Below are 22,861 nucleotides of genomic sequence, written 5' to 3' on the forward strand. Positions count from 1 at the left end.
CCTCGTACTGGACGTACTTGGGCGATTCGGGCGTGCGTCCAGGCGGGATGCCCGGCGTCGCGCGCCTGGCAAGATCCGCCGGACAGGCCCTAGACGCCCTGGTACCGGGAGTTCAGGCGTAGTCGGGCAGGTCGAAGGCGGTGGCGGCCCGGAAGGCCGCCTCCAGTTCCATGCCGGGCCGGTCGAAGCCGGGGGCGCCGTCGGCGTCCGGGCCGCCGAGCAGCGAGGCGTCGGCCCCGTAGCGGTCGCGGGTCAGGTCGAGGATGGCCTGGTTGGCCGCGACGTGGTCGCGCAACCGCCGCTCGTAGGCGGGGAAGGCGGTGCGATGGTCGCCGCCGGCCGCGTGGAGTTCCCCGGCCAGGACGTAGGCGGCGGTCAGCGCCACGCTGGTGCCCTGGCCGGTGAACGGGGAGCAGCAGTACCCGGCGTCGCCGAGCAGGGCGACCCGGTCGTGGGACCAGCGGTCCATCCGGATCTGGGCCACGACGTCGTAGTGGAAGGCCTCGGTCTCCCACATCCCGGCCAGGAAGCGCGGCACCTCCCAGCGCAGTCGGGCGGCGCGCCCGGCGACCAGCTCGCGCTGCTCGGCGCGGTCCCGGGGCAGCATCCGGTCGAGCGGTTCGTCGGTGGAGAAGGTGACGAAGACCCGCAGTTCGGTGTTGTCGCGGACGGTCATCACCAGGCAGCCGTGGCCGTCCGCGCCCTCGTGGGCGATCTCCCAGCGGTCGACGCCGAGGTGGTTGGGGACGGTCCAGCCGGCGACGTAGCTGCCGACGGGGTGCAGGTAGTCGTCCTCGGGGCCGAAGACCAGGCGGCGGGTCCGGGAGTGCAGGCCGTCGGCGCCGACGACCAGGTCGAAGGAGCGCTCCTCGCCGCTGCGGAAGCGGACCTGGACGCCGTCGCCGTGCTGGACGAGGGTGTCGATGCTGTCGTCGAAGCGGTACTCGATGCCCGGCCCGGCGGCTCCGGCGATCAGTTCGGCCAGTTCGTCGCGCAGGATCTCCACGTCGGGGCCGCCGACCGGGCCGCCGCTGGCCGTCCACTCGGTGGTGCGGTGCAGCTCGCGGCCGTCCCCGTCGACCAGGGACATGCCGCGCAGGCCGGTCCGGCGGGACCGGACCTCCGCGAGCAGGCCCATCCGGTCGACGACCTCCAGGGCGTTGCCGCGGATGTCCACGGGCTGACCGCCGCCGCGCAGTCCGGGGGCGCGCTCCACGACGGTGACGCGGAAGCCGTAGCGCTGGAGCCAGTAGGCGAGTGCGGTGCCGGCGATGCCGGCGCCGGAGACCAGGACCGAGGCCCGGGGTCCAGTGGCGCCGGGGTGCGCCGGGGAGTCGAGCGGAAGGGGGGTGGTCGTCACGGTGGTGGTCACGGTGGTGCCTCCGGTGGGTTCGGCGCTGCTGTCGTGGACCAGACTGCGCAGCGCCACCCACAGGACGCGGACAGACCGCTGACAGCACCGGCGGGCCACCGGTAGGGTGCTGACAGTGCGTCATCATCCACCCCCCGGTTCCCTACTCCCGGGGCCGCTCGTCCAGGACCTGCTGGAGCTTGCCGGTCCGCGGGTTGGTGACCAGCTCCGAGCGCGGCACCCACTCCACCGTGAGGGGGTGGATGCTGCCGAGGGCGGCCTCGGACGGGTAGAGCGGCAGGGCCCGGTGGACGGCGTCGACCAGCCGGTCGGACAGGTCGGCGAGGTCGGCGGGCGGCGGCTGGCCGATGTGGCCGAGCCGCAGGATGACCCCGTCGCGGCCGTCCCAACGCCGCTGCACCAGCTGCATCCCGGCGATGTGCCGGTCCGGGTCGGCGGCGACCAGCACGCTGCGGATCTCCTCGGTGGGCAGGGTGACGGTGCCGACCCGGGCGCCCTCGCTGGTGCGGCCGAGCAGGCGGAAGCGTCGGCACTCGCCGTCGACCCAGGCGGCGCGGTCGCCGGTGGGGTAGCGCAGGATCGGCATCAGGGTCCGGAACAGGTTGGTGACCACGACGCGGCCGGGCGTGCCGGGGGTGGTGACGGGCTCGCCGGTGACCTCGTCGAGCAGCTCGACCACGGTGCGGTCGGCGAAGGCCTCGTGCACCCGGACGTCGTCGCCGGGGACGGGCGCGCCGACCAGGCCGGCGTCGTTGGAGGCGTAGCCGACCGAGGCGACGGCCGCGCGGGGGAAGGCCCGGGCGAGCAGCGGGCGCAGGTCGGCGAAGAGCAGGTCGCCGCCGAACAGCAGCAGTTCGACGCCGTCGGCGCGTTCGCCGCGAGCGACCAGGCACTCGGCCACGGCGCTGAGTTTCATCGGCTCGCCGGCCAGGACGTGCACGCCGAAGCCGGTGATCAGGTCGGCGATGTAGCTGTCCGGGGCGGCGCCGCCGACGCCGAGGCGCACGTTGTCGACCGGTGCGTGGTGCAGGGCGTTCTCGATGTAGAGGAAGCCGCCGTAGAGCTCGCCGGCGACGAACAGGTTGGCCACCCGGTGGCCGGGCCGCAGGCCGGCCCGGACCAGGCCGGCGCCGAAGGCCGTGACCGAGTCGGCGTGTTCGGCGCGGGTCCAGGGGGAGAACTTGGGGACGCCGGTGGTGCCGCCGGTCTTGTAGACGCCGGCGTCGGTGAGCGGGCCGGTCAGCACGCGGTTGTCGGGCCAGGTGTTGGCGGCCCAGAAGGCGGTCTGGTCGATCACCGGGAGCTGGTCGAGCCGGTCGGCGCCCTCGGGCAGCTCCCGGTAGAGCTCGGCGTAGAAGGGTGAGTGGGCGCGGGCGAAGCGGATCAGCTCGGCCAGGGGCTTGGCGGGCATGGGCGGGACTCCGTGGGTCGGGAGGAGGGTCGGGACGCCGGTCGGGCGGCGGGCAGCGGGCGGACGGGGCTCAGTCGGTGGTGGCCGCGGGCCGTCCGAGCCAGCCGCGGGCGAGGGTCTGGACGGCGGAGCCGTCGGGGTCGGCGAGCTTGGCCGCCAGGTAGTCGGCGGCCCAGGCGTTGGCGGGCACCCGGAACGGCGGCCGCGGCTCGCGCAGGGTGCGGAGCACGACCTCGGCGACCTCCCGGGCGGGTTGGCCGGCCGACTCCCAGCCCGGGCCGCCGACCCAGTCGAGGTAGTCGGCGAAGGTGTCCGCGTACGGGCCGGAGGCGGCGTGCAGGGTGGCCCGGTTGACGTCGGGGAAGACGCCGAACCCGGTGTCCGGGACGAAGCCCGGCACCACCACCGAGACCCGGACCCCGTGCGCCGCCGCGACCGGGGCGAGCGCCTCCAGGAAGCCCTCGACGGCGAACTTCGCCGCGCAGTACGCCTCGTTGAAGGGCTGGCCGACCACGCCGTGCACGCTGCCGACGGTGACCAGGCGGCCGCCGGCGGCGCGCAGCAGCGGCAGCGCGGCCCGGCTGACGGTGGCGACGCCGAAGAAGTTGACGTCCAGGTTGGCGCGCAGCGCCGCGTCGGTGGACATCTCCAGGGTGGGGTCGGAGTTGGAGACGCCCGCGTTGTTGACGACGGCGTCCAGCCGCCCGTACCGCCGGTGCACGGCGGCCAGGCAGTCGGTGACCGAGCCGGGGTCGGTGACGTCCAGCCGGTGGACGTCCAGGGTGACCCCGGCGGCCTCGGCGGCGGCCCGCAGCGGCCCGGCGCGCTCGGGTGCGCGCAGGGTCGCGACGGTGGTGTAGCCGGCCCGGGCGGCGGCGAGGGCGGTGGCCAGGCCGATGCCGGAGGAGGTGCCGGTGATCAGCAGGACCCGGCCGGTGGGGTCGGCGGGTTCGGTGTCGTTCACGTCGGCTCCTCCGCCGGGACCGCCTCCGCCGGGACCGCGGCCGTGCCCTTCGTGCGCTCGGCGGTGTCCAGCAGCGGCTGGAGGCCGAGCGCGGGGACGAAGGAGCAGGCGGCCAGCAGGGTGCCGGCGGCCATGGTGAGGCGGGCGGCGTCCAGGACGCCGAGCGGTCCGGTGAGCAGCGAGACGGCGAGTCCGCCGACCAGCGCGGCGAGCGGGATCACACCCCAGGTGACGGTCCGGAAGGCGGCGTGCATCACGCCCTGGTTGCGCGCGGACATCCGGGACTGCCGGACGGGGGCGCTGCACACGTTGATGCAGGACATGAAGAAGCCGTAGCAGCCCATGGTCACGGCGATCACTGGGCCGGGCGGCAGTGCGGGCGCGGCGAGCACGCCGAGGCCGACCAGGCAGTGCAGCAGCAGCGACCAGGCCATCGTCCGGCCGAGGCCGAACCGGCGGGAGAGCCGGGGGGCGACCACGGCCCCGAGCAGGGCGCCGAGCGCGGCGACCGACATGGCCGCGCCGAACACGCCGACCTGCACGCCCAGGCCGCGGTAGGCGAGGACGGGCAGCACGGTGACGTACACCGGCCCGCCGCAGTTGAGGACCACGGCCGCCAGCACCACCCGGCGCAGCACCGGGTCGGCCCAGTTGAGCCGGAAGCCGCGGGTCAGCCGCTCCCGGATCGAGCCCTCCTCGACGGTCCGCTCGCCCCAGGGGCGCATGCGGCGGAAGCAGGCCGCCGAGACCAGGTAGCTGGCCGCGTCGACCAGCAGGGCGGCCACGCCGAGCGCGCTGTAGAGGGCCGCGGCGACGGACGGCCCGGCGACCTCGGCGACCGAACCGCTGCCCTCCAGCCGGGAGTAGGCGCGGACCATGCCGTCCTCGGGGACGACGGCGGGGACGGCGACGAGGTAGCCGACGTTGAAGAAGATGGTCGCGCCGCTGATGACGGCCACGCAGCCGAACAGCAGCGGGGTGGAGAGCGCGCCCAGGGCGTGGGCGAGCGGGATCGCGGCGACGGCGGCCAGCCGGACCAGGTCGCAGACGAGCATGGTGCGGCGCTTGTCCCAGCGGTCGACCAGCACCCCGGCGACCGGCCCGAGCAGCGGGATGCCGAGGTACTGGGCCATCGCGACCACGCCGACCTGGAGGGCGGAGGCGTGCAGCACGAAGATCATCAGGGTCGGGACGACGAAGACGGTGACCTTGTCGCCGACCAGGCTGACGGTCTGTCCGGCCCAGAACAGCGAGAAGCTCCGCCCGAGCGGCGCCGGGGCGCGCTTCGCCGGGGTGGTGTCGGCCGTCACGACTCCTCCCGGACGACCAGGGCGGCGGTCTTGCCGGTGCGGCCGTTGCTGACCAGCTCGTCCACCGGGCGCACCCGGAAGGCCCACGGGTCGTGCTGGAAGGCGGTGCCGAGGGTGCAGGTCGCGGTGAACAGCTCGGTGCGCAGCCGCTCGACGTCCGGTACCGCCGCGGCGCCGGCGGTCACCACCAGCAGGTCCACGCCGCTCGCCCGGCCGTCCCGCTCGGTGAGCACCACCTGGGCCCGGGCCACGCCCGGGGCGCGCTCGGCCCGTTCGATCAGCTCGTCCACGTCCAGGCCGAGGCCGCGGACCTGGACGACGCTGTCGCGCCGGCCCAGCACCCGCATGGCCGGTCCGGGGCGCCCGCACGGGCAGTCGGTCAACTCGCCCGCGTCGCCGGTGCGGTAGCGCAGCACCGGGTTGAGCATCTCCGGGTCGAGGGCGGTGAAGTCCAGCAGTCCGCCGGGGTCGGCGTGCACCAGCTGGTGGGGCAGCGGGTGGAAGACCTCGGCCGGGCAGTCCGGGGTGTTGGTGCCCACCACCCAGGTCTCGGTGCTGCCGAACATGCCCCAGCGCCGCGCCTCGGGGGCCACCTCGGCGAGGTCGGCGTCCAGTTGGGGCTGCCAGGCCTCGCCGAGCCAGAGCACCTTGCGCAGCGCGGGCAGCCGGATGCCGGCGGACCTGGCGTGCGCGAACCAGAGCCGCAGCACGCTGGGGGTGCCGCCGATGGCGGTCACCCGCCGCGCGGCCAGCAGCTCCAGCCAGGCGCCGTACTCGTCCTTGGCGACCGAGCCGAGGGCGATGATCCGGCAGCCGGAGAGGTCGGCGAGGGCGGCGGCGAGGAAGTGGGCGCCCCACATCCGTCCGGCGCCCCAGGCGTTGACGAAGAGGTCGGTGCGGTCGAGCGGCTGCCAGTGGGCGTGCACCCCGGCCATGTAGAAGCCGGTGGGGGCGTAGCCGACCTTGGGGGCGCCGGTGCTGCCGCCGCTCTGGAACAGCCAGGTCGCGGACTGCTCGGCGGTCGGCTCCAGGTGGGCGAGGGCGGTGTTGAGGTCGACCTTCGCCAGCGGGGGGAGCTGGGCGAGCGCGTCGAGGGAGTCGGCGTCGAGGTGCGCGGGGTAGTGCGGGGCCAGCGCGGGCACGCTGCGCAGCCGGTCCAGGGTGCGACGGGCCACGTGCAGCCGGGGCGCGGCGGCCTCGGGGGACAGCGAGAAGGCGGTCATCGGGGGTCCGTCCGGAAGGCGGGGGCAGGGGCGGGGACGAGAACGGGGGCGAGGACGGGGCCGGTGCGGGGCGCGGTGTCGAGGGTGAGCGGGCGGGCGCCGTCGGCGAGCCACCTGGCGTGGCCGTCCCGGTAGGCGGCGAACCGGGCGCGGGTGACGTCCCGTTGCAGGCTGCGGTGCGGGTCGGTGCGGTCCGGGGCGATCACGCCGTCCGGTTCCAGCTCGGAGAACCAGTACTGCTCGCCGTCGTACAGGAAGTCGACGCAGAAGAACGGGATCGGCAGCCGTTCGGCGAACCAGGCGGTGGCGGCGGCGAGTTCGGGCGGCACCGGGGGGAACTCCATGCCCCCGCCGCGGCTGGCGTTGGCGACCGGGGAGCCGGGTTCGGGGGTGCGCTTCATCACCGCGTACGGCCGGCCGTCGACCACGTACACCCGGTAGTCGATGGTGCCGTCGCCCAGGTAGGGCTGGATCACCAGGGTGGTGTCGCCGCCCTGGGCCAGGCTGGCCAGGCCGCGCACCTCCTCGGGGTTGCGGGCCAGGTTGATCCCGCCGCCGCCGCACCAGCCGGCCGGTTTGACGATGGCCGGGTAGGTCATCCGCCCGAGCGCGACCTCGTAGCCGTACTTGGCGGTGTCCCGCCCGGTGCCGATCCGCACGGTCGGGATGGTCGGCACCGGGGAGTCGGCCAGGAACAGCAGGGTGGCCAGCTTGTCGTTGCCGATCAGCGACACCTGCGGGGGGAACGGCAGGTAGAAGCCGGCCTGTTCGAGCACCGCGTAGAGGGCGTACTGGTTGAAGACGTCCATCGACTGGTACGGCAGCGAGTAGAGCGCCGTGATGAAGAGGGTGTCCTCGGGGGTCACCACCTCGTCGTCGACGTACACCCGGGGGCGGCCGGGGCCGGTGGCGTCCACGCTGACGGCGTCCGGGGCGTGCCTGGTCCAGCGCAGGCCGAGGTCGGCGGCGCTCTCGGCGTAGAGGTCCCAGAAGAAGCCGTGCCACATCTCGGCCATCCGGGAGGACTCCCGGTCGGGGAAGATCCAGCACAGCCGGCGCAGCGGGCCGGGCGGGGCGGGGGCGGTCATCGGGCTCCTCGGGGTGCGGCGGGGGTGATGGCGGTCTCCGGGCGTGGGGTGCCGGGCGCGCGGCCTCTCGGGCGGGCGCCTGGGTGTGGTGAGGGGTGTGGTGCGGAGCGGGGGCGGTGGGGGCTCGGCCGGGGGAACGGTTGGGGCTCAGCCGCAGGGCGGACCTCGGCCTCGGCCCGCTCCGGGGTCAGGCGTGGTGAGGGTGGCTCCGAGGCCCGATCAGCCTTTCGGGGCGTGGAGTTCGAGGTGGCCCTCGCTCCTGCGGTGGCCGCGATGCGTCGGCCCGGGCCGGCCGGGGTGGGGGTTTCGACGGCGGTTCGGACGGCCTGATGGGAAGTCAGGACGGGTTTCGGCTGCCCGGTCGAACCCGTCGTGAAGCGTGGAGGGAATGCGGGCCGGTTGTTCCGGCGCCACTGTGGACGGGAGTGCCGGGGGGTCCCCGGGGTTTTTCGAAGGCTCTGCGGTCGGCTCCGGTGACTCCACTAATCGGATTGCGAGTTGAAGGCTTTCTCCGGTGCTTGCGGAGACCGTCGTACGGCACTGCGCGGCCGCCGCCACGGTCTGTCGGCGGGCCGGTGGGAATACCGGGTCGACGGGGCGGCAGTGGCCCCCGGCGGTCGGCATGCCGAGGAGTGCGACCACCGTTTCCGGTGCGTGGACGGCCCGTACGGCGACCGTGCCGGGGTTCGATCCCGGGCCTGTGGCCAGGGAGTTCGCCGATTCCAGGAGTCGGCCGTGGGTCGGGGCGGGTCCGCGGTGGACGATCGCCGGACGGCGGGGATTTCGACGTGCGATATCTCTGAGGACGTCAAGTAGGTCGGGGGCGACCCGGGGGAAACCGTGAATATTTGACATGCCCGCCCCAAATGCGCTGAGAACTGCTCATCCGTGCTCGGCGAACGGCGACTCTACCTTCGAACATGCGTGGCGACAATGGATGTTGAGGGTGTTCTTCCAAGGCTCCGTGGTGGAACTGTGAACCGCCCCCGACCGGGGAAATCGTTCGGGTGAGGACGGTGCGCCCGGGCGCCCCGAGGAGTTCACCGCCCACCCGCTGGGCTCCTCCGTCCGCCGCCCGCACGGCAGTTCGCCCCACTCAGTGCGGGTCGCCGGCGATCCGCCCGGCCAGTGCCCGTACGGTGGGCGGTAGTTCGCGCACCCGCAGGGCGAGCAACGGCAGGGCCAGGCCCAGGTACACCCAGCTGAGCACCAGCCGGGAGGACTCACCGGGCAGGGCGAACTGGACGCCGAACAGCACCAGCAGCAGGGCGGCCTTCCAGGGCAGGAACCGCAGGTCGAGGAGGAGGACGACGGCCAGCACGGTCTGAGCGGCGGTCAGCAGCACCTCGTCCACCTGGCGTTCGACCAGGGGGAGCGAGGCCGGGCCGCCGCCCAGCAGGTGGGCCAGCGGCAGGCAGCCGATCAGCAGCGTCCACTGGTTGACCTTGCTGGAGAGCAGCGCGCCCAGCCCGTCGTCGCCGCGCAGCCGCCAGGCGAACACCACGGCGACGATCAGCTCCGGGGCCTCGGAGGCCAGCGGGGCGAGCCACTGCACCAACAGGAAGCGGTCGATGCCGAGCGCGGAGCCGGCGTCCACCAGCGAGGTGGCGAAGGGCTCGGCGCAGGCGAAGACGACGGCCGCGGCCGCGAGGAACACCAGGACGGTGACGGGCCGTCGGCGGGCCGTCGGCAGCAGGGCCAGCCGGGCCGGGACACCGACGAGCTCCTCCTCGTCGGTCTCGCTGCACCGGCTGATCCGGAACAGGTAGTAGGCGTACCAGGCGATCAGCACCACCGCGAGCACCCAGGAGATCCGCCGCATCGCCGGCATCACGAAGGCCACCAGCGCGGCGGCCCCCAGGAACGCGGTGTCGATCCGGCGGTGCTCGCGCAGCACGATCCCGGGGGCGACGCCGCGGCGCCGGGCGGCCAGGTACGCGGCCAGCGCGACCAGCGGCCAGCCGACGCCGACCAGCAGCCGGTTGGCGCCGGTCATGTTGGCGGCCGCGTAGGCCGCGTACTCGGGGCGGGTGCCGGCCGTGTAGGCGAACCAGAGGTCGACGGCGTACTCGGGCAGCACCGCGATGAAGGCCAGCAGGGCGAGCGCCAGCGGCCCGGAGATGTCCGCCCGGGCGGTCTCCGCCGCCCACATCAGCAGCAGCGCCGCCGACAGCACCCCGAGACCGAACAGCAGCATGGCCGGCACCGGCGAGGGGTGGATCCCGGCCAGCCGCAGCACCACCGCGGGCAGCGCGCCGGCGGCGGCCGCCGCGAGCCGCAGCGCCGTCACCGACCCGCTGGGCGGCGGCGCGGACGGCACCTCGGCGGTGCCCGGGGGCGGGGTGGCGGTCGCGGGTGACTCGTGGGCCATCGGCCGTCCTCGTGCTCGACGCTCGGCGGGGCGCACGGCGGGGGCTCGGCGCAACGCTCGGGGGACGCGAAGCAGGCTAGGGTCGCCCCGGGGCGGCGGCGCCGCTACGGGGCGGGGCCGCGGCGGAGTTCCCCCGTACGGCGGCGGGCGCGGCGGGGTGCGGCGCCGGTCGCGCCGGGGACGGGGTCGCCGGTCAGGGCCCGGGCGGCGACGCTCAGGACCCGAGCGGGGCCTCCCACACCAGCCGGGTGCCGCCGCCCGCGTCGTCCGCCGGGCCGTGGGTGAAGGCCCCGCCGACCCGTGCGGCGCGTTCGGCGAGGTTGCGCAGCCCGCTGCGCCGCCCGCCCTCGGGGATGCCCGTGCCGTCGTCCGTGACGGTGAGCACCACCCGCCCGGCCAGCGCCCGCAGGTTGACCTCGACCCGGCCGGCCCCGGCGTGCCGGGCGGCGTTGCTGAGCGCCTCCGCCAGCACGGCGACCACGTGTTCGGCCAGCTCCTGCGGGACGTCGGTGTCCAGCAGCCCCTCCAGGCTGAGCCGGGGCGCGAAGCCGAGCGGCCCCTGGGCCTCGGTGACCACCCGGGTGGCGCGGGCGCGCAGGCCGCGGTCCGGTTCGCTGTGGGCGCGCAGGCCGAAGATGGTCGAACGGATGATCTTGATGGTCTCGTCCAGGTCCGCCACCGCCCGGGCGACCCGGTCGGCGGCGGCCGGACTCTCGATCAGCCGGCCCGCGCTCTGCAGCGTCATCCCGGTGGCGAAGAGCCGCTGGATCGCCAGGTCGTGCAGGTCCCGGGCGATCCGGTCGCGGTCCTCCAGCAGGTTCAACTGCTCGGCGTCGCGCCGCCGTTCGGCCAGCTCCAGGGCGAGCGCCGCCTGGTCGGCGAAGCCCAGCAGCGGGCCGGTCTCCTCCGGCCCGAAGGCGGGCTGCCCCTGCGCCCGGGCCAGCAGCAGCACACCCCGCCCGTACCCGGGGCCGGTGCCCAGCGGCACCGCCACGGCCGGGCCCAGCCCGTCGAAGCGGCCCGCCGGACCGGCCGGGAAGCGGGCGTCGGCGGCCAGGTCGTCACTGGTGGCCGGGGAGCCGGAGGCGTACGCGGCGCCGGAGAGCGTGCCGTCCACCGGCACCGTCACCCCCAGCCGGGCGGCGGGCTCGGCGCCGAGCGCGACCTCCACCGCCAGCTCCTCCGCCCGCTCCTCCGGCCCGGCCAGCGCCACCGAGACGTCCGCCAGCTCGGCCCCGGCGATCTCCCGGGCCCGGCGGGCGATCAGCTCGACCACCTCCAGGCGCGGCGCGCCCGACAGCAGGCTGCGGGTGATCTCGGTGCTCGCCCGCAGCCAGCGCTGGCGCAGCTGGGCCTCCTCGTACAGCCGGGCGTTGTCGATCGCGACCCCGGCGGCGACCGCGAGGGTGGAGATCACCGCCTCGTCGTCCTCGTCGAAGTCCAGCCCGCCGCGCTTGTCGGTCAGGTAGAGGTTGCCGAACACCTCCCCGTGGATCCGCACCGGCACCCCCAGGAAGGTGTGCATCGGCGGGTGGCCGACCGGGAAGCCGATCGAGGCCGGGTGCTCGGACAGCACCGGGCAGCGCAGCGGCTGCGGGTGGCGGATCAGCTCGCCGAGGATGCCCCGGCCGGAGGGCGGCGGGCCGATCTCCTCGATCTCCGCCTCGGACAGACCGACCGTCAGGAACTGCGACAGGGTGTGCCCGTCCGGCCCGATCACGCCCAGCGCGCCGTAGCGGGCGTCCACCAGGTCGACGGCGGCCTCCACGATCCGGTGCAGCGCCTGGGCGAGGTCCAGCTCCCGGCCGACCGCCAGCACCGCCTCCAGCAGGCTGTGCACCCGGTTCTGGGTGCCGCGCGCCGCGTCGATCCGCCACTGGAGCTCCTCCAGCAGCTCGTCCAGGCGCAGCCGGGGCATCCGCGCGCCGCCGCCCGCCGCGCTGCCGTCCGCTCCGCCCACCGCTGTCCTCCTCGTTCGCACCGCGACCCGTCGGCCCGCGCCGCCCGGTCCGATCAGGGACCGTCCGACCAGCGGGTATTCCGTGTCCACACCGTAGTGCCCGGGTGTCGACGGGGTGGCGGCCGGGGTCGCCCGTACTGTTCGGCGGGGGTCTTTCGTCCTGTGGGCGGGGGCCTTGCGGCCTCTGGCGGCGCGCCGTCGGCGGGCGACAGGGTGGGAGCAGAGCGGACGGGGCGTCAGTCACGCACCGTCCCCGGTGCCGAGACAGTGGAGGAACCGTCATGACGTCAACCGTGGTGGCCGGGGTCGACGGCTCGCCGGCGAGCACCGCCGCCGCCCAGTGGGCGGCCGAGGAGGCGCGGCGGCGCGGGGCGGCGCTGCGGCTGGTGCACGCCTGGCCGTGGCTGACCGACGGGGTGTCCTCCTACGCCGAGCCCGACGACCTCCCGGCAGCCGCCGAGCGCACCCTGGCCGAAGCCGCGGACGCGGTCCGCCGGCACCACCCGGAGCTCGCCGTGCAGACCGACACGGTGCTGGACGCCCCGGTGGACGGGCTGGTGGCGGCCGCCGCCGACGCCGAGCTGCTGGTGCTCGGCTCGCGCGGACGCGGCGGCTTCACCGGGCTGCTGCTCGGCTCGGTCAGCATGGCGGTGGCCGGGCGCAGCGGCACGCCGGTGGTCGTGGTGCGGGAGGTCGGCGGCGAGGGGGCCGGGGAGGGAGCCGGCGAGGTGGTGGTCGGCGTGGACGCCCACGCGCCCGAGGAGGAGGTGCTCGCCTTCGCCTTCCAGGAGGCCGCCCTGCGCGGCGCCCGGGTGCGGGCGGTGCACGGCTGGGACCTGCCGCCGCTGTTCGGCTACGCGGGCGGGGCCGTGCCGGCGGGGGAGGTCGCCCAACTGGAGGCGCTGGAGGCGAAGCTGCTGTCGCTCGCCCTGGCCGGGCCGCGCGAGCGGCACCCGGCGGTCGAGGTGGTCGAGGAGGTCCGGCTGGGCGCCGCGCGCGGCCTGGTGGAGGCCTCCGCCGGGGCCGGGCTGGTGGTCGTGGGCCGGCGCCGCCGCCCGATCGAGCTCGGCCCCCGGCTCGGCCGGATCGCCCACGCGGCACTGCACCACGCCGAGGCCCCGGTGGCGGTCGTCCCGCACGGGTGACCGACGCCCCGGCGGCGGAAGGGCTTTCGGCCCTGGCCCGCGCGGCGGCCCGGCGCGCAGGCTCGGAAGCAGCGAGGACTCCGCGGTCGAGGCGTCGACCGCCGGACGGTCGTGAGGAGTTGATCGCCATGATGCGCACCCCGGTTCCGACCCCGGTTCCGACCCCGGTTCCAGCCCCGGCGCTCACCCCGGCGGGGCTGCGCCTGCTCGCCGCGGCGGGCGGCGCGGCGCCGTCGCTGCACAACAGCCAGCCCTGGCACTTCGTGCCCACCCCGGACGGCCACGGGCTCGCCGTCCACGCCGACCCCTCCCGCGGGCTGCCGCTGGCCGACCCGGTCGGGGCGGCGCTGCACATCGCGGTCGGCGCCGCCGTGTTCAACCTGCGGGTGGCCGCCGGACACCTCGGCCGCACGGCGGCGGTCCGGCTGCTCCCGGAGCCCGCTGAGCCCGGCCTGCTGGCCCTGCTCGACCTCTCCGCCCCGGCCCGCGTACGCCTGCCCTTCGGCCGCGACCTCCGCCCGGCCGTCGCCGCCCGCCGCTCCAGCCGCGAGCCCTTCGCCCAGCGGGACGTGCCCGAGGCGGTGCTCGGCGAACTGCTCACCGCCGCCGCCGAGGAGGGCGTCGTGGTGGCCGCGCTGGAGGAAGCCGGTGTCCGGCGGGTGCTGGCGCTGACCGTCGAGGCGGAGCGCCGTTGCGAGGACGACCCGGCCCGGGTGGCGGAGAGCCGGGCCTGGCTGCGCCCGCCGGGGGAGTGCACCGACGGCATCCCCTACGAGGCGCTCGGCTCCCTGGACCGCGACGCGAGGGTCCCGATGCGCCGGTACGCCGGCCGCCCGCCGTACGGCCCGGGCTCCGCCACGGCCCCCGGCGGGCCGCCCGCCCCGCCGGTCGGGCCGGAGCGGCGCTTCGAGGCGCTGCCGCAGCTGTGCACCCTGACCACCCCCGGGGACGGCCCGCTGGACTGGCTGCGCGCCGGGCAGGCGCTGGAGAGGGTCTGGCTGCTGGCCACCGTGCACGGGGTCCGGCTGACGGTCTGGCACCAGGCGCTCGAGTGGCCGGACCTCCGCTGGGCGCTGCGCGACCCGGCCGACGGCCCGGCGCACGTCCAGCTGGTGCTGCGGATCGGGTACGGCCCGCCCGGTGCGGCGACGCCCCGGCGGCCGGTCGAGGAGACGCTCGGCTGAACGGCCCGGCCCGGCACCGGGGAGCCCGCGCTCCCCGGCACCGGGCCGGCCCGTTTCGGGCTCAGCGCGGCCGGTCGGCCGCCGTGCGGACCTCGGCGGTCAGGTGCAGCGGCGGGCTGTGCCGGAAGGTGAGGGTGAAGGCCACGCGCTGGCCGGGCCGCAGCGCGGGCGGGGCGGGGATCATCAGGTCGGCGTCCTCGGGCGTCATGGCCAGTTCGCCCCGACCGGGGACGGGCAGGCCGGGGACGGGCTCCCAGCGGCCCGCCGCGCCCTGGTGGAGGTGCCGCTTGAGGGTGATCGGTCCACCGAACTCCCAGTCGGCGCCGGTCAGTTCGTCGGGTACGTCGCCCGGGTTGCGGATCGTGAAGAAGGCCGCGGTGGCGGTGGCCGCGCCGGCCGTGGGCAGCAGCACCCAGCCGGGGCCGGCCTCCACCGGGCGGGGGCCGACGCCGGCTCCGCCGACCGCCGTCCAGCCGGTGAGCAGGGCCAGCGCGAGTGCCGCGGCGCCGACCGGCGGGCCGACCACGGCGAGCCGGTCGAGCGGCCCGGATATCCGTGTCCTCACCGCAGGCCACCCATCGCCCGGCCGCTGGTCGTACGGCCCCCCGTCGGCCGGCCGCTGGTCGTACGACCCCCGGTCGACCGTCCGCGCCCCGGTTCCCAGGTGCGCAGCCGCAGGCTGTTGCCCACCACCAGCAGCGAACTGAGCGACATCGCCACCGCCGCCAGCATCGGGTTCAGCAGCCCGACGGCCGCCAGCGGGATCAGCACCAGGTTGTAGCCGAAGGCCCAGAGCAGATTGGCCCGGATCGTGGCGAGGGTCTGCCGGGCCAGCCGCACGGCGTCCACCACCGCCTCGATGTCACCGCGTACCAGGGTCAGCCCGGCCGCGCCGATCGCGGCGTCGCTGCCGGAGGCCAGCGCCACGCCGAGGTCGGCCGAGGCGAGGGCGACCGCGTCGTTGACGCCGTCGCCGACCACCGCCACCGTCCCTCCGGCGGCCCGCAGTTCGGCCACCACCTCAGCCTTGCGCTCGGGCGAGGCCGAGTCGTGCACCCGCTCGATGCCCAGCTCGGCGGCCACCGCCCGGGCCGCGCCCGGGCCGTCCCCGGTCAGCAGCACGGTCTCCAGGCCCATCCCGCGCAGCCGGTGGAGGGCCCGCCAACTGCCGGAGCGCAGCGTGTCACCGACCGCCAGTACGGCCGCGGCCCGTCCGTCCAGCTCCACCAGGACGGCGGTGCGGCCCGCCGTCCCGGCCGCGGTGACCGCCGCGGCGAGCTCCGGGGGCAGCGCGTCGCCGTCCGGCCGGACGGCCCGGACCGGACGGCCCTCGACGGTGCCGGACACCCCGAGGCCGGTGGCGGCGGCGAAGCCGTCCACCGGGGGGAGTGTCCCGCAGCGCTCCCGGGCGGCGGCCGCGACGGCCCGTCCGATCGGGTGCTCCGAGCGGTGCTCGACCGCGCCCGCCAGCCGCAGCACCTCCGCCTCGGTGCACCCCTCGGCGACCGTCACCGCCGCCAGTTCCATCCGGCCGGTGGTCAGCGTGCCGGTCTTGTCCACCACCACGGTGTCCACCCGGCGCAGGCTCTCCAGCACCTCGGGGCCGCGTACCAGCACGCCCAGTTCGGCGCCGCGCCCGGTCGCCGCCAGCAGCGCCGTCGGGGTGGCCAGGCCCAGTGCGCACGGGCAGGCCACCACCAGGACGGCGACCGCCGCCGTGACGGCCGCCTGCGGGGCGGCGCCCGCGCCCAGCCAGAAGCCCAGGACGCACACCGCGACCGCCAGCACGCAGGGCACGAAGACCCCGGCCACCGCGTCCGCCAGTCGCTGCGCCCGGGCCTTGCCGGCTTGGGCCTCGGCCACCAGGGCGGTGATCCGGGCCAGTTGGGTGTCCGCGCCGACGGCGGTGGCGCGTACCACCAGCGCACCGCCGACGTTCACCGTCGCCCCGGCCACGGCGTCCCCGGGGCCGACCTCCACCGGCACGCTCTCCCCGGTCAGCAGGCTCAGGTCGAGGGCCGAACCGCCCTCCACGACCACTCCGTCGGTGGCCACCCGCTCGCCCGGCCGCACCACGAACTCCTGCCCGGGGAGCAGCAGTTCGACGGGGATCAGGCGTTCCTCGCCGTCCTGCGCCCGGACGCAGACCTGCTTGGCGCCCAGCTCGGCCAGCGCCCGCAGCGCGGAGCCGCTGCGGCGGCGCACCCGGCCCTCCAGCAGCCGCCCGGCCAGCACGAACAGCGGCACCCCGACCGCCGCCTCCAGGTACACGTGCGCCGCGCCGCCACCGTCGGCGGTCAGCGAGAACGGCATCCGCATGCCCAACTCGCCTGCCCCGCCCAGGAACAGCGCGTAGGCGGACCAGGCGAAGGAGGCCACCACGCCCAGGCTGACCAGGGTGTCCATGGTCGCGGCGGCGTGCCGCAGCCCTTGCAGGGCGCGCCGGTGGAAGCCGGCCGACCCCCAGGTCACCACCGGCACGGCCAGGGCGAAGCAGACCCACTGCCAGGCGTCGAACTGGAGCGCGGGCACCATCGACAGGGCCAGCACGGGGACGGCCAGCAGGGTGGTGACCAGCAGCCGCCGGCGCTCGTCCGGCTCCTCCTCCGGCAGTCCGCCGAGCACCCCGGAGGCCGCCAACTCGGCCGTGTACCCGGCCCGTTCGACGGCCGCGACCAGCTCGTCCACGGACACCCCGGCCGGGTGCAGCACCCGGGCCCGGCCGGTCGCCAGGTTCACCCCGGCCGTCACCCCGTCGATCCGGCCCAGCCGCTTCTCCACCCGGCCCACGCAGGCCGCGCAGGTCATCCCGCCGACCGCCAGATCGGTGGACACCAGCTCCCCGGTGTCCGCCCCCGCGACCGGGCTCACCGCATCCCGCCCATGTCGTGCCCGCCCATGCCGGGCGAGGAACCGCCGCCCCGGCTCGGCGTCAGCCCCGGGGCCACCGGCCCCGCCTGCCGCCCCACCGCGTACGAGACCACGAACACCACCACCAGCAGCAGGGCGAACCCCACCAGCACACTCGACGGCCGGACACCCGGCGATTTCGGCTTCACCCCCCACCAGTCGGACGGCCGGAGCGGTCGGTTCCCGAACCTTCCGGGCCGGGCGGGTGGCGCTCGTCACGGTCCGCCCGGCCCGGTCCGCCCGCCGCCGTCGTACCGGGTGTCGTACCGCTGTCGTACCGGCGTCGTACGATCATTCGTGTGCCGAAGACCGGCGCAGGTACGACGAGCATCCGGGGGGATGGCGATGGAGACGACGAAGCGGGCCCGCGCACTGGGCGTGGCGGCCGGGGTCCTGGGGGTGGCGCTGGCGTTCGCCGGAACGGCGTCGGCGCGGCCGACCGACGGGCCGGACACCCCGATCGGCGGGCCGGGGACGGGGCGGATCCTGCCGCCGACCCCGGACGAGGACACCATGTTCTCGATCCCGGACTGGATCGGCAACGGCGGCGCCGTGACGGCCTCGGTGACGGAGTCGCTGCCGATCACGGTCGTCGTCGGCTGCCGGGGCGGCGGTTCGGCACAGGTCCACGTCGGCGGGCAGGCCCCGGCCGACTTCACGGTGCAGTGCCCGGCGGACGCGGTCGGCGTCGGCTCGGTGGAGATCCCCGCCCGGCCGGGCCGGGACTTCCAGTTCACCGTCCGCACCTCGGACCCGTCGATCCACTGGGGCATCAACGCCCTCCAGGTCCGCCCCGCTCCGCCGACCGACTGACCGCCGACGGACCGACCGTGGTCGGACCCGGCCGGGGGCTCAGCGCCGGACGCTCCGCGGGCCCGTCACGGCGGCGCCCAACGCGCCGACCCGGGCCCGTAGTTCGCGGTCGGCGGTGACCACCAGGCAGGCCCGCGCCGGATCCCCGGTGCGGGCCTCGCGGACCAGTTCCACGATCCGGTCGTCGCCGCTGCCCGCCGCCGACACCACCCGGACCTCCGGCAGCCCGGTGACGCCCCGGGCCGCGCCCTCGACCACCAGCACCACCTCCAGCGGGCCGGGGTGCTCCGGCACGCCCCGGGCGGCCACGGCGACCAGGGCGTCCCGGAGGCGTTCGGCGGCGCCGTGCCGGTCGCGCCACCAGCCGTCGGGGACCGAGCCGACCACGTTCGCGCCGTCCACCACCAGCAGGGGCGGCGGCCCGGCTTCGTCATGTTCCATCAGTCCGTCCGGTCCGCCTGATCCGTCAGGGTGATCCGGATGCCGACGGTGCCGCGCTCGCCGCGCCGCAGCCGGCTGCCGAGCAGGGTGAGCACGCCGAGCAGCCCGTACTTCTGGCGCAGCAGGGTGCGGTAGGCGGCGGTGCGCTCGGGGGCGAGGAGTTCGGCGGTGGCCGGGTACTGGTCGCCGGTCGGGCGGCCCTTGACGTCGCAGGGCCCGACCAGGACGTCGGACCGGTTGCGGATCCGCTTGACCTTCCAGGAGTCCGCGACGGTCCAGACGCCGAGCGCCTCCCCGTCCCGGACCACCCACACCGGGGTCGGCACCGGGGTGCCGTCCTTCTTGTAGGTGGTGACGAGCAGGTAGCTGCCGGAGGAGAGGCTGACGATCCGGGCGAGCCGGGCCGCGGCGGTGGGGTCGGGCGTGGTCATGGCCGAGAGTCTACGAGGTGGGAGCGCTGTGGCCGGTCACCAGAAGCGGGCGAGGGCGCTCTGTCTGAACGGCTCCGGCGAGATGCAGAGCTCCCCGGCGAACGGCCGGTCCAGCACCAGGACGAGCAGCAGGCTGAAACCGATCAGCGCGGCCACCGAGCCGACGAACAGCAGCCGTGCCCGCCGGGCGCGGACGCCGTACAGCAGGGACAGCAGGACGATCGCCACCGCTCCGCCGACGATCAGGACCTGGAGCAGGACGGGCAGTTCGGAGCCGCTGGCGTTGATCCGGTCCCGGCGCCGGCCGGCCACGTCGTTGAGACTGTCGAGCGCCTTCGCGTAGAAGGCCTGCTCGGACGGCGACTGCGGCTCGAACGCGAGCAGCGCCCGGTACATCGCGTCGACCTCCGTGCCGGTGGCCGTGAACTCGCCGCGGCCGGCCCTCATCAGCGGCCACTGCCGCTCCACCACGACGTGCACGTAGTCGCCGACCGAGGCGGTGACGGCCGCCCGGGGCCCGGGCGGGAAGGCGGCGGCGTCCCGGGCGATCTGGGAGACCGCGGTGGCTTCGGCGGAGACCACCTTCTGGGTGTCCTGCAGCTCGGTCCACAGGTTGACGATGACGAAGGCCAGGATGAGGCCGTAGATCGCGCCGAAGATGCCGAGCACCACGCCGACCATGTCGTTGTTCCCGCCCCGGGCGAGGGCCGGGGACCAGCGGCTGACCAGGACGCTCCCGGCCAGGGCCAGCAGGACGGACCCGCCGACCACCAGCACGCCGAGCCAGGCGGTGGAGAGGTGGTTCAGCAGCCACAGCTCCACGACCGACCTCCGGGTCAGCCGTCCCGGCGGGGTCGGGTGCCGCGGAGGAGGGCGCGGGCGCGTCGGGTGAGACGGCGGGCCACGCGGCCGCCGACGCCGGTGGCGCCGATCCGGGAGGCGCCGGTGCCGAGGCCCGTGCTGCCGCCGGCCGACGCGGGGCCGGTGGGCCGGGGGCCGGTGGGTGCGGCGCCCGCGGCGGGGGCCGTGCGGGCGGCGGCGAGGCCGGCGCGGCGCCGGGCGGAGCCGCGGGCGGTGCCCCAGACGGCGAGACCGGTGGCGACGGCGGCGCCGGTCCAGAGGGCGGGCGCGAGGACGGAGTCGTCGCCGCCGAGGACGGGGGTGCGGGACCAGGGCGGCAGGTCGGCCTCGCTGTCGGCGGCGGCCTGCGGGGCGCCGTCGGCCGGGGTGGCGGGCGCGCCCGGGGCGCCGTCCTTGGTGGAGCCCTTCGGCGCGGCGAGGTCCTCGACGAGTTGCCCGACCGGCTGGACCTTGCCCGCCGCGGCGAAGCCCCAGTCCAGCAGGACGGCGGCCTCGTCGTAGACCTTGCTCTGCGCCTCGGGGTGCATCACGGTCACCAGCAGGGTGCGGCCGCCGCGTTCGGCGGCTCCGGTGAAGGTGGCGCCCGCGTTGGTGGTGTAGCCGTTCTTGACGCCGATCAGGCCGGGGTACTTGCCGAGCAGCCGGTCGGTGTTGGCGATGTCGAAGGCGGTGCGCTGGCCGGTGGTCTTGTCGAGTCCGCCGGGGAAGCGGGCGGTGCGGGTGGCGCAGTAGGACCGGAAGTCGGCGTTGCGCAGCCCGGCGCGGGCGAACAGGGTGAGGTCGTACGCGGAGGAGACCTGGCCGTCCATGTCGTAGCCGTCGGGGGAGACCACCTTGGTGTCCCGGGCCTGGAGGGACTGGGCGCGGGCCTGCATCTCCCGGACGGTCTGCTGGACGCCGCCGTTCATGTGGGCCAGGACGTGCACGGCGTCGTTGCCGGAGCTGAGGAAGACGCCCCGCCAGAGGTCCTCGACCCGGTACGGCAGGTTCTCCTTGACGCCGACCAGGCTGCTGCCGACGCCGAGGTCGGCGAGTTCGGCGGGGGTGACCTGGTGCTCCGTGGAGCGGTCGAGCTTGGGCAGCACGGTGTCCGCGAACAGCATCTTGAGGGTGCTGGCCGGGGGCATCGGCAGGTGGGCGTCGCGCGCGGCGAGCACCTCGCCGGTGCCGGCGTCGGCGATCAGCCAGGAGCGGCCGGTCAGTTCGGCCGGCAGGGCGGGGGCCCCGGCCAGCGGCGCGACCTGGACGGCCGGGCGGCCGAGCCGCTCGCCGCCGACGACGGAGGCGGCGTCCTGGGCGAGGGCCGCCGGGGCGCCGGCGGCGAGCACCAGGGCGGAGGCGGCGGAGACGGCCGCGACCCTGGCGACGGACGGTGGTTTCGGCTGCGGTTCCCGCTGCGGTTCCCGCTGCTCACGCTCTGACTGCACACGCTTTGGCTGCACACGGCGAACGTACCGGCGCCGCCGTCGGACCGCCGTGTCGGCTGCTCCGTCCGGAGGGAGGGCGGGACGCGACTTTGGTCAACGCCGGTCGCGCCGAAAGTCGGTTGGGCGCGGGCCGGCGGATTCCTAGGCTCGGGAGCATGAAGACCCTGCTCGGTTACCTCGGTTTCGTCCTGATCCTGGGCGGTGGCACCGGCCTGCTGGCCGACCACCTCGGGGGCTTCCGGCTGTTCGGCTTCGTCCGCTTCCTGGTGCCGGACGGCCACGAGACCGCCGGGTACGCCGTGCTGCTGGTGCTCGGCGCCCTGCTGGCGATCCCCGCCGCCCGGCGGGGGTAGCGGGCCTCCCCTCCCGGCCCCTCGGCTCAGGCGCCGACGCCCGCGGCCACCCCGTCGAGCAGGACGGCCAGGCCGGTGCGGAAGGCGTCCGCGCCGGTGTCCTCCGGGCTGCCGCCGGCGCTCTGGAGGGCGGTCAGCAGCGGGAAGCGCTGCGGGAAGTCCGGCGCCAGTTCGGCGAGCCGGGCGGAGCGGGTGCTCCACCACTCCTCGTCCGTGACGCCGGTGGCGGCCGCCGCGCCGCGGGCGTCGGCGGTGGCGGCGGCCGTGCCGCGGACGAACTGCCAGAGCGCGGCGACCGCCCCGCGCAGTCGCCCGGCGGGCAGGCCGGCGGGTCGCAGCGCGGCCAACAGGTTTTCCATGGCGGCGAGTTCGGCCGGGCCGAGGACGGGGCGGGCCTGCGAGACCTGGAGCACCCAGGGGTGGCGCAGGTAGCAGGCGTACAACTCCTCGGCCCAGGCGGTGACGTCGGCCCGCCAGTCGTCGAACTCCGGTGTTCCGGTGGGGAGCTCGGCGAGCACCCGGTCGTGCATCAGGTCGAGCAGTTCGGCCTTGCCGGGCACGTAGGTGTAGAGCGCCATCGCGGTGCGGCCGAGCCGTTCGCCCACGGCGCGCATCGACAGGGCGGCCATTCCCTCGGCGTCGGCCACCGCGATTCCGGCGGACACGATCGCGTCCACACTCAGCCCCGGTTTCGGGCCGCTGCGCCCGGTGCGCGGTTCCCCGGGGTGCCCCCACAGCAGGGCGAGTGAGCAGTGGGCGTCTCCCTGCCCGGCGTAGACGGTCATCCCGACATCTCCTTATGGCGTAAAGTATCCTGGCGCCAGCAACTCTTTATGCCGTAAGTTATCAGGATTCCGCACAGCGGTCCGCACAGCGAGGGGTTACCGATGACTCTGCCCGTCACCTTCATCGAGGTCGTAGCGGTCGACCGGATCACGCCGCGCACCGCCCGGGTCGTCTTCGAGGCGGAGGCCCTGGACGACACCGTGGGCGGCACGCCCGACCAGCAGCTCAAGCTCTGCTTCCCGCGCCCGGGGCAGCGCGAGCCGGAGCTGCCGGCGGGGCAGGACGACCCGATGGGCTGGTACCAGGCCTATCTGGCGATCCCCGAGGCCGACCGCCCGGTCATGCGCAGCTTCACCCTGCGCCGCAGGCACCCCGGCACCCGGCGGATCGAGGTCGCGGACCGGGCGGAGCGTCAGCGGCTGGCGACCCGGGCCGAACTGGAGGTGCGCTGGCTGCACCGCGACGGCGCGGCCCCGGGCGCCCTGCTGACCGCGGCGTTCCGGGGCGGCGCGCTGCCGGGCGGGCGGCCCTTCGCCTGGCTGGCCGGGGAGGCGGGCGCGGTGCGGGCGCTGCGCCGCTGCCTGGTGGAGGAGCACGGGGTGCCGAAGTCGGACATCGACTTCACCGGCTACTGGCGCCACCGGCTGACCCAGGACGACGCGCCGACGGCCGAGGACCTCGCGGACGCCCGGGAGCGCCTGGGGTGAACTCCTCGGCCGCCCCGTTCGTTCTGCTTGCCGAGCGTTCTGCGTGCCGAGCGTTCTGGGTGCCGAGCGTTGTTTCGAGGGCCGTCGACGGGGAAGAAGAGTCG

22 protein-coding genes are annotated in these 22,861 nt (G+C 75.9%); 5 read left to right on the forward strand and 17 right to left on the reverse strand.

Annotation, left to right across the window (positions count from 1 at the left end; all coding sequences use genetic code 11):
- Nucleotides 1-112 precede the first annotated feature (112 nt).
- The 9 genes from ACFWXO_RS34820 to ACFWXO_RS34860 form a co-directional block, all read right to left on the reverse strand.
- Nucleotides 113-1,429 carry an FAD-dependent monooxygenase gene (locus ACFWXO_RS34820; protein ID WP_380529052.1) on the reverse strand — a complete coding sequence of 439 codons (1,317 nt, stop codon included), beginning with the start codon at nucleotides 1,427-1,429 and terminating at the stop codon, nucleotides 113-115.
- Between the two features lie 85 nt (nucleotides 1,430-1,514).
- Entirely contained in the window at nucleotides 1,515-2,783 is a 1,269-nt protein-coding gene (locus tag ACFWXO_RS34825; RefSeq protein WP_380529054.1) for a phenylacetate--CoA ligase family protein, read from the reverse strand.
- A gap of 70 nt (nucleotides 2,784-2,853) precedes the next feature.
- On the reverse strand, nucleotides 2,854-3,747 hold the full coding sequence (locus ACFWXO_RS34830; RefSeq protein WP_380529056.1) for an SDR family NAD(P)-dependent oxidoreductase: 894 nt from the start codon (nucleotides 3,745-3,747) through the stop codon (nucleotides 2,854-2,856).
- Nucleotides 3,744-5,057, reverse strand: coding sequence for an MFS transporter (locus ACFWXO_RS34835; protein ID WP_380529058.1), 1,314 nt, complete (start codon nucleotides 5,055-5,057; stop codon nucleotides 3,744-3,746). Before ACFWXO_RS34835 ends, ACFWXO_RS34830 begins: the two co-directional genes overlap by 4 nt.
- On the reverse strand, nucleotides 5,054-6,280 hold the full coding sequence (locus ACFWXO_RS34840; protein WP_380529060.1) for an AMP-binding protein: 1,227 nt from the start codon (nucleotides 6,278-6,280) through the stop codon (nucleotides 5,054-5,056). Before ACFWXO_RS34840 ends, ACFWXO_RS34835 begins: the two co-directional genes overlap by 4 nt.
- Nucleotides 6,277-7,368, reverse strand: a complete 1,092-nt coding sequence (locus ACFWXO_RS34845) for a RimK family alpha-L-glutamate ligase (protein WP_380529062.1) — start codon at nucleotides 7,366-7,368, stop codon at nucleotides 6,277-6,279. Before ACFWXO_RS34845 ends, ACFWXO_RS34840 begins: the two co-directional genes overlap by 4 nt.
- Nucleotides 7,369-7,587: 219 nt before the next feature.
- The gene (locus ACFWXO_RS34850) at nucleotides 7,588-8,223 is read right to left on the reverse strand and encodes an AMP-binding protein (RefSeq protein ID WP_380529064.1); all 636 of its coding nucleotides are present in this window, start codon (nucleotides 8,221-8,223) and stop codon (nucleotides 7,588-7,590) included.
- A 241-nt stretch (nucleotides 8,224-8,464) separates the two neighbouring features.
- Nucleotides 8,465-9,739 carry a hypothetical protein gene (locus ACFWXO_RS34855; protein WP_380529066.1) on the reverse strand — a complete coding sequence of 425 codons (1,275 nt, stop codon included), beginning with the start codon at nucleotides 9,737-9,739 and terminating at the stop codon, nucleotides 8,465-8,467.
- 214 nt (nucleotides 9,740-9,953) lie between these two features.
- A complete protein-coding gene (locus ACFWXO_RS34860) occupies nucleotides 9,954-11,657 on the reverse strand; it encodes a GAF domain-containing protein (RefSeq protein WP_375886643.1) in 1,704 nt (567 codons plus the stop codon).
- Nucleotides 11,658-11,980: 323 nt separating this feature from the next.
- Between ACFWXO_RS34860 and ACFWXO_RS34865 the strand changes: the two genes are divergently transcribed.
- Nucleotides 11,981-12,844 carry a universal stress protein gene (locus tag ACFWXO_RS34865; protein WP_380529068.1) on the forward strand — a complete coding sequence of 288 codons (864 nt, stop codon included), beginning with the start codon at nucleotides 11,981-11,983 and terminating at the stop codon, nucleotides 12,842-12,844.
- Between the two features lie 128 nt (nucleotides 12,845-12,972).
- Nucleotides 12,973-14,028 (forward strand): Acg family FMN-binding oxidoreductase, encoded by a 1,056-nt coding sequence (locus ACFWXO_RS34870; RefSeq protein WP_380529070.1) that lies wholly within the window; start codon nucleotides 12,973-12,975, stop codon nucleotides 14,026-14,028.
- Nucleotides 14,029-14,089: 61 nt separating this feature from the next.
- On the opposite strand, the gene ACFWXO_RS34875 is transcribed toward ACFWXO_RS34870, so the two are convergent.
- From ACFWXO_RS34875 to ACFWXO_RS34885, 3 genes are read right to left on the reverse strand one after another with little or no spacing between them, the layout of a single operon-like run.
- A complete protein-coding gene (locus ACFWXO_RS34875) occupies nucleotides 14,090-14,593 on the reverse strand; it encodes a copper chaperone PCu(A)C (protein ID WP_380529072.1) in 504 nt (167 codons plus the stop codon).
- On the reverse strand, nucleotides 14,590-16,836 hold the full coding sequence (locus tag ACFWXO_RS34880; protein ID WP_380529095.1) for a heavy metal translocating P-type ATPase: 2,247 nt from the start codon (nucleotides 16,834-16,836) through the stop codon (nucleotides 14,590-14,592). The genes ACFWXO_RS34875 and ACFWXO_RS34880 overlap by 4 nt, the downstream gene beginning before the upstream one ends.
- A 59-nt stretch (nucleotides 16,837-16,895) precedes the next feature.
- Nucleotides 16,896-17,045: a hypothetical protein gene (locus ACFWXO_RS34885; protein WP_375896037.1), complete on the reverse strand. Its 150-nt coding sequence runs from the start codon at nucleotides 17,043-17,045 to the stop codon at nucleotides 16,896-16,898.
- 238 nt (nucleotides 17,046-17,283) lie between these two features.
- Here ACFWXO_RS34885 and ACFWXO_RS34890 point away from each other — a divergent pair, with 238 nt between their 5' ends.
- Nucleotides 17,284-17,751 carry a hypothetical protein gene (locus ACFWXO_RS34890; protein WP_380529074.1) on the forward strand — a complete coding sequence of 156 codons (468 nt, stop codon included), beginning with the start codon at nucleotides 17,284-17,286 and terminating at the stop codon, nucleotides 17,749-17,751.
- 39 nt (nucleotides 17,752-17,790) lie between these two features.
- On the opposite strand, the gene ACFWXO_RS34895 is transcribed toward ACFWXO_RS34890, so the two are convergent.
- Genes ACFWXO_RS34895 through ACFWXO_RS34910 form a run of 4 tightly spaced genes read right to left on the reverse strand, consistent with a single transcriptional unit; the run spans nucleotide 17,791 to nucleotide 20,911 of the window.
- A complete protein-coding gene (locus ACFWXO_RS34895; RefSeq protein WP_380529076.1) occupies nucleotides 17,791-18,192 on the reverse strand; it encodes an NTP pyrophosphohydrolase in 402 nt (133 codons plus the stop codon).
- On the reverse strand, nucleotides 18,192-18,623 hold the full coding sequence (locus ACFWXO_RS34900; protein ID WP_380529078.1) for a PPOX class F420-dependent oxidoreductase: 432 nt from the start codon (nucleotides 18,621-18,623) through the stop codon (nucleotides 18,192-18,194). Before ACFWXO_RS34900 ends, ACFWXO_RS34895 begins: the two co-directional genes overlap by 1 nt.
- 36 nt (nucleotides 18,624-18,659) lie before the next feature.
- Complete coding sequence (locus ACFWXO_RS34905) at nucleotides 18,660-19,445, reverse strand: DUF4239 domain-containing protein (RefSeq protein ID WP_380529080.1); 786 nt, start codon at nucleotides 19,443-19,445, stop codon at nucleotides 18,660-18,662.
- Nucleotides 19,446-19,459: 14 nt separating this feature from the next.
- Nucleotides 19,460-20,911: a D-alanyl-D-alanine carboxypeptidase family protein gene (locus ACFWXO_RS34910; protein ID WP_380529082.1), complete on the reverse strand. Its 1,452-nt coding sequence runs from the start codon at nucleotides 20,909-20,911 to the stop codon at nucleotides 19,460-19,462.
- A gap of 155 nt (nucleotides 20,912-21,066) precedes the next feature.
- Here ACFWXO_RS34910 and ACFWXO_RS34915 point away from each other — a divergent pair, with 155 nt between their 5' ends.
- Nucleotides 21,067-21,264 (forward strand): hypothetical protein, encoded by a 198-nt coding sequence (locus ACFWXO_RS34915; RefSeq protein ID WP_360230485.1) that lies wholly within the window; start codon nucleotides 21,067-21,069, stop codon nucleotides 21,262-21,264.
- Between the two features lie 26 nt (nucleotides 21,265-21,290).
- Here ACFWXO_RS34915 and ACFWXO_RS34920 read toward each other — a convergent pair whose 3' ends face one another.
- On the reverse strand, nucleotides 21,291-22,049 hold the full coding sequence (locus ACFWXO_RS34920; protein ID WP_380529084.1) for a TetR/AcrR family transcriptional regulator: 759 nt from the start codon (nucleotides 22,047-22,049) through the stop codon (nucleotides 21,291-21,293).
- A gap of 102 nt (nucleotides 22,050-22,151) precedes the next feature.
- Between ACFWXO_RS34920 and ACFWXO_RS34925 the strand changes: the two genes are divergently transcribed.
- The gene (locus ACFWXO_RS34925) at nucleotides 22,152-22,757 is read left to right on the forward strand and encodes a siderophore-interacting protein (RefSeq protein ID WP_380529086.1); all 606 of its coding nucleotides are present in this window, start codon (nucleotides 22,152-22,154) and stop codon (nucleotides 22,755-22,757) included.
- The last annotated feature ends 104 nt before the right edge of the window (nucleotides 22,758-22,861 follow it).

Source organism: Kitasatospora sp. NPDC059088 (assembly GCF_042738155.1).
Taxonomy (GTDB): domain Bacteria; phylum Actinomycetota; class Actinomycetes; order Streptomycetales; family Streptomycetaceae; genus Kitasatospora.

What these genes read in the sequence shown, in the direction of transcription:
- ACFWXO_RS34825 (WP_380529054.1), bottom strand. Translation starts at nt 2,783, where the DNA reads ATGCCCGCCAAGCCCCTGGCCGAGCTGATCCGCTTCGCCCGCGCCCAC.
- ACFWXO_RS34840 (WP_380529060.1), bottom strand. Translation starts at nt 6,280, where the DNA reads ATGACCGCCTTCTCGCTGTCCCCCGAGGCCGCCGCGCCCCGGCTGCAC.
- ACFWXO_RS34845 (WP_380529062.1), bottom strand. Translation starts at nt 7,368, where the DNA reads ATGACCGCCCCCGCCCCGCCCGGCCCGCTGCGCCGGCTGTGCTGGATC.
- ACFWXO_RS34850 (WP_380529064.1), bottom strand. Translation starts at nt 8,223, where the DNA reads ATGTCAAATATTCACGGTTTCCCCCGGGTCGCCCCCGACCTACTTGAC.
- ACFWXO_RS34855 (WP_380529066.1), bottom strand. Translation starts at nt 9,739, where the DNA reads ATGGCCCACGAGTCACCCGCGACCGCCACCCCGCCCCCGGGCACCGCC.
- ACFWXO_RS34860 (WP_375886643.1), bottom strand. Translation starts at nt 11,657, where the DNA reads ATGCCCCGGCTGCGCCTGGACGAGCTGCTGGAGGAGCTCCAGTGGCGG.
- ACFWXO_RS34865 (WP_380529068.1), top strand. Translation starts at nt 11,981, where the DNA reads ATGACGTCAACCGTGGTGGCCGGGGTCGACGGCTCGCCGGCGAGCACC.
- ACFWXO_RS34870 (WP_380529070.1), top strand. Translation starts at nt 12,973, where the DNA reads ATGATGCGCACCCCGGTTCCGACCCCGGTTCCGACCCCGGTTCCAGCC.
- ACFWXO_RS34880 (WP_380529095.1), bottom strand. Translation starts at nt 16,836, where the DNA reads ATGACCTGCGCGGCCTGCGTGGGCCGGGTGGAGAAGCGGCTGGGCCGG.
- ACFWXO_RS34890 (WP_380529074.1), top strand. Translation starts at nt 17,284, where the DNA reads ATGGAGACGACGAAGCGGGCCCGCGCACTGGGCGTGGCGGCCGGGGTC.
- ACFWXO_RS34895 (WP_380529076.1), bottom strand. Translation starts at nt 18,192, where the DNA reads ATGGAACATGACGAAGCCGGGCCGCCGCCCCTGCTGGTGGTGGACGGC.
- ACFWXO_RS34900 (WP_380529078.1), bottom strand. Translation starts at nt 18,623, where the DNA reads ATGACCACGCCCGACCCCACCGCCGCGGCCCGGCTCGCCCGGATCGTC.
- ACFWXO_RS34915 (WP_360230485.1), top strand. Translation starts at nt 21,067, where the DNA reads ATGAAGACCCTGCTCGGTTACCTCGGTTTCGTCCTGATCCTGGGCGGT.
- ACFWXO_RS34920 (WP_380529084.1), bottom strand. Translation starts at nt 22,049, where the DNA reads ATGACCGTCTACGCCGGGCAGGGAGACGCCCACTGCTCACTCGCCCTG.
- ACFWXO_RS34925 (WP_380529086.1), top strand. Translation starts at nt 22,152, where the DNA reads ATGACTCTGCCCGTCACCTTCATCGAGGTCGTAGCGGTCGACCGGATC.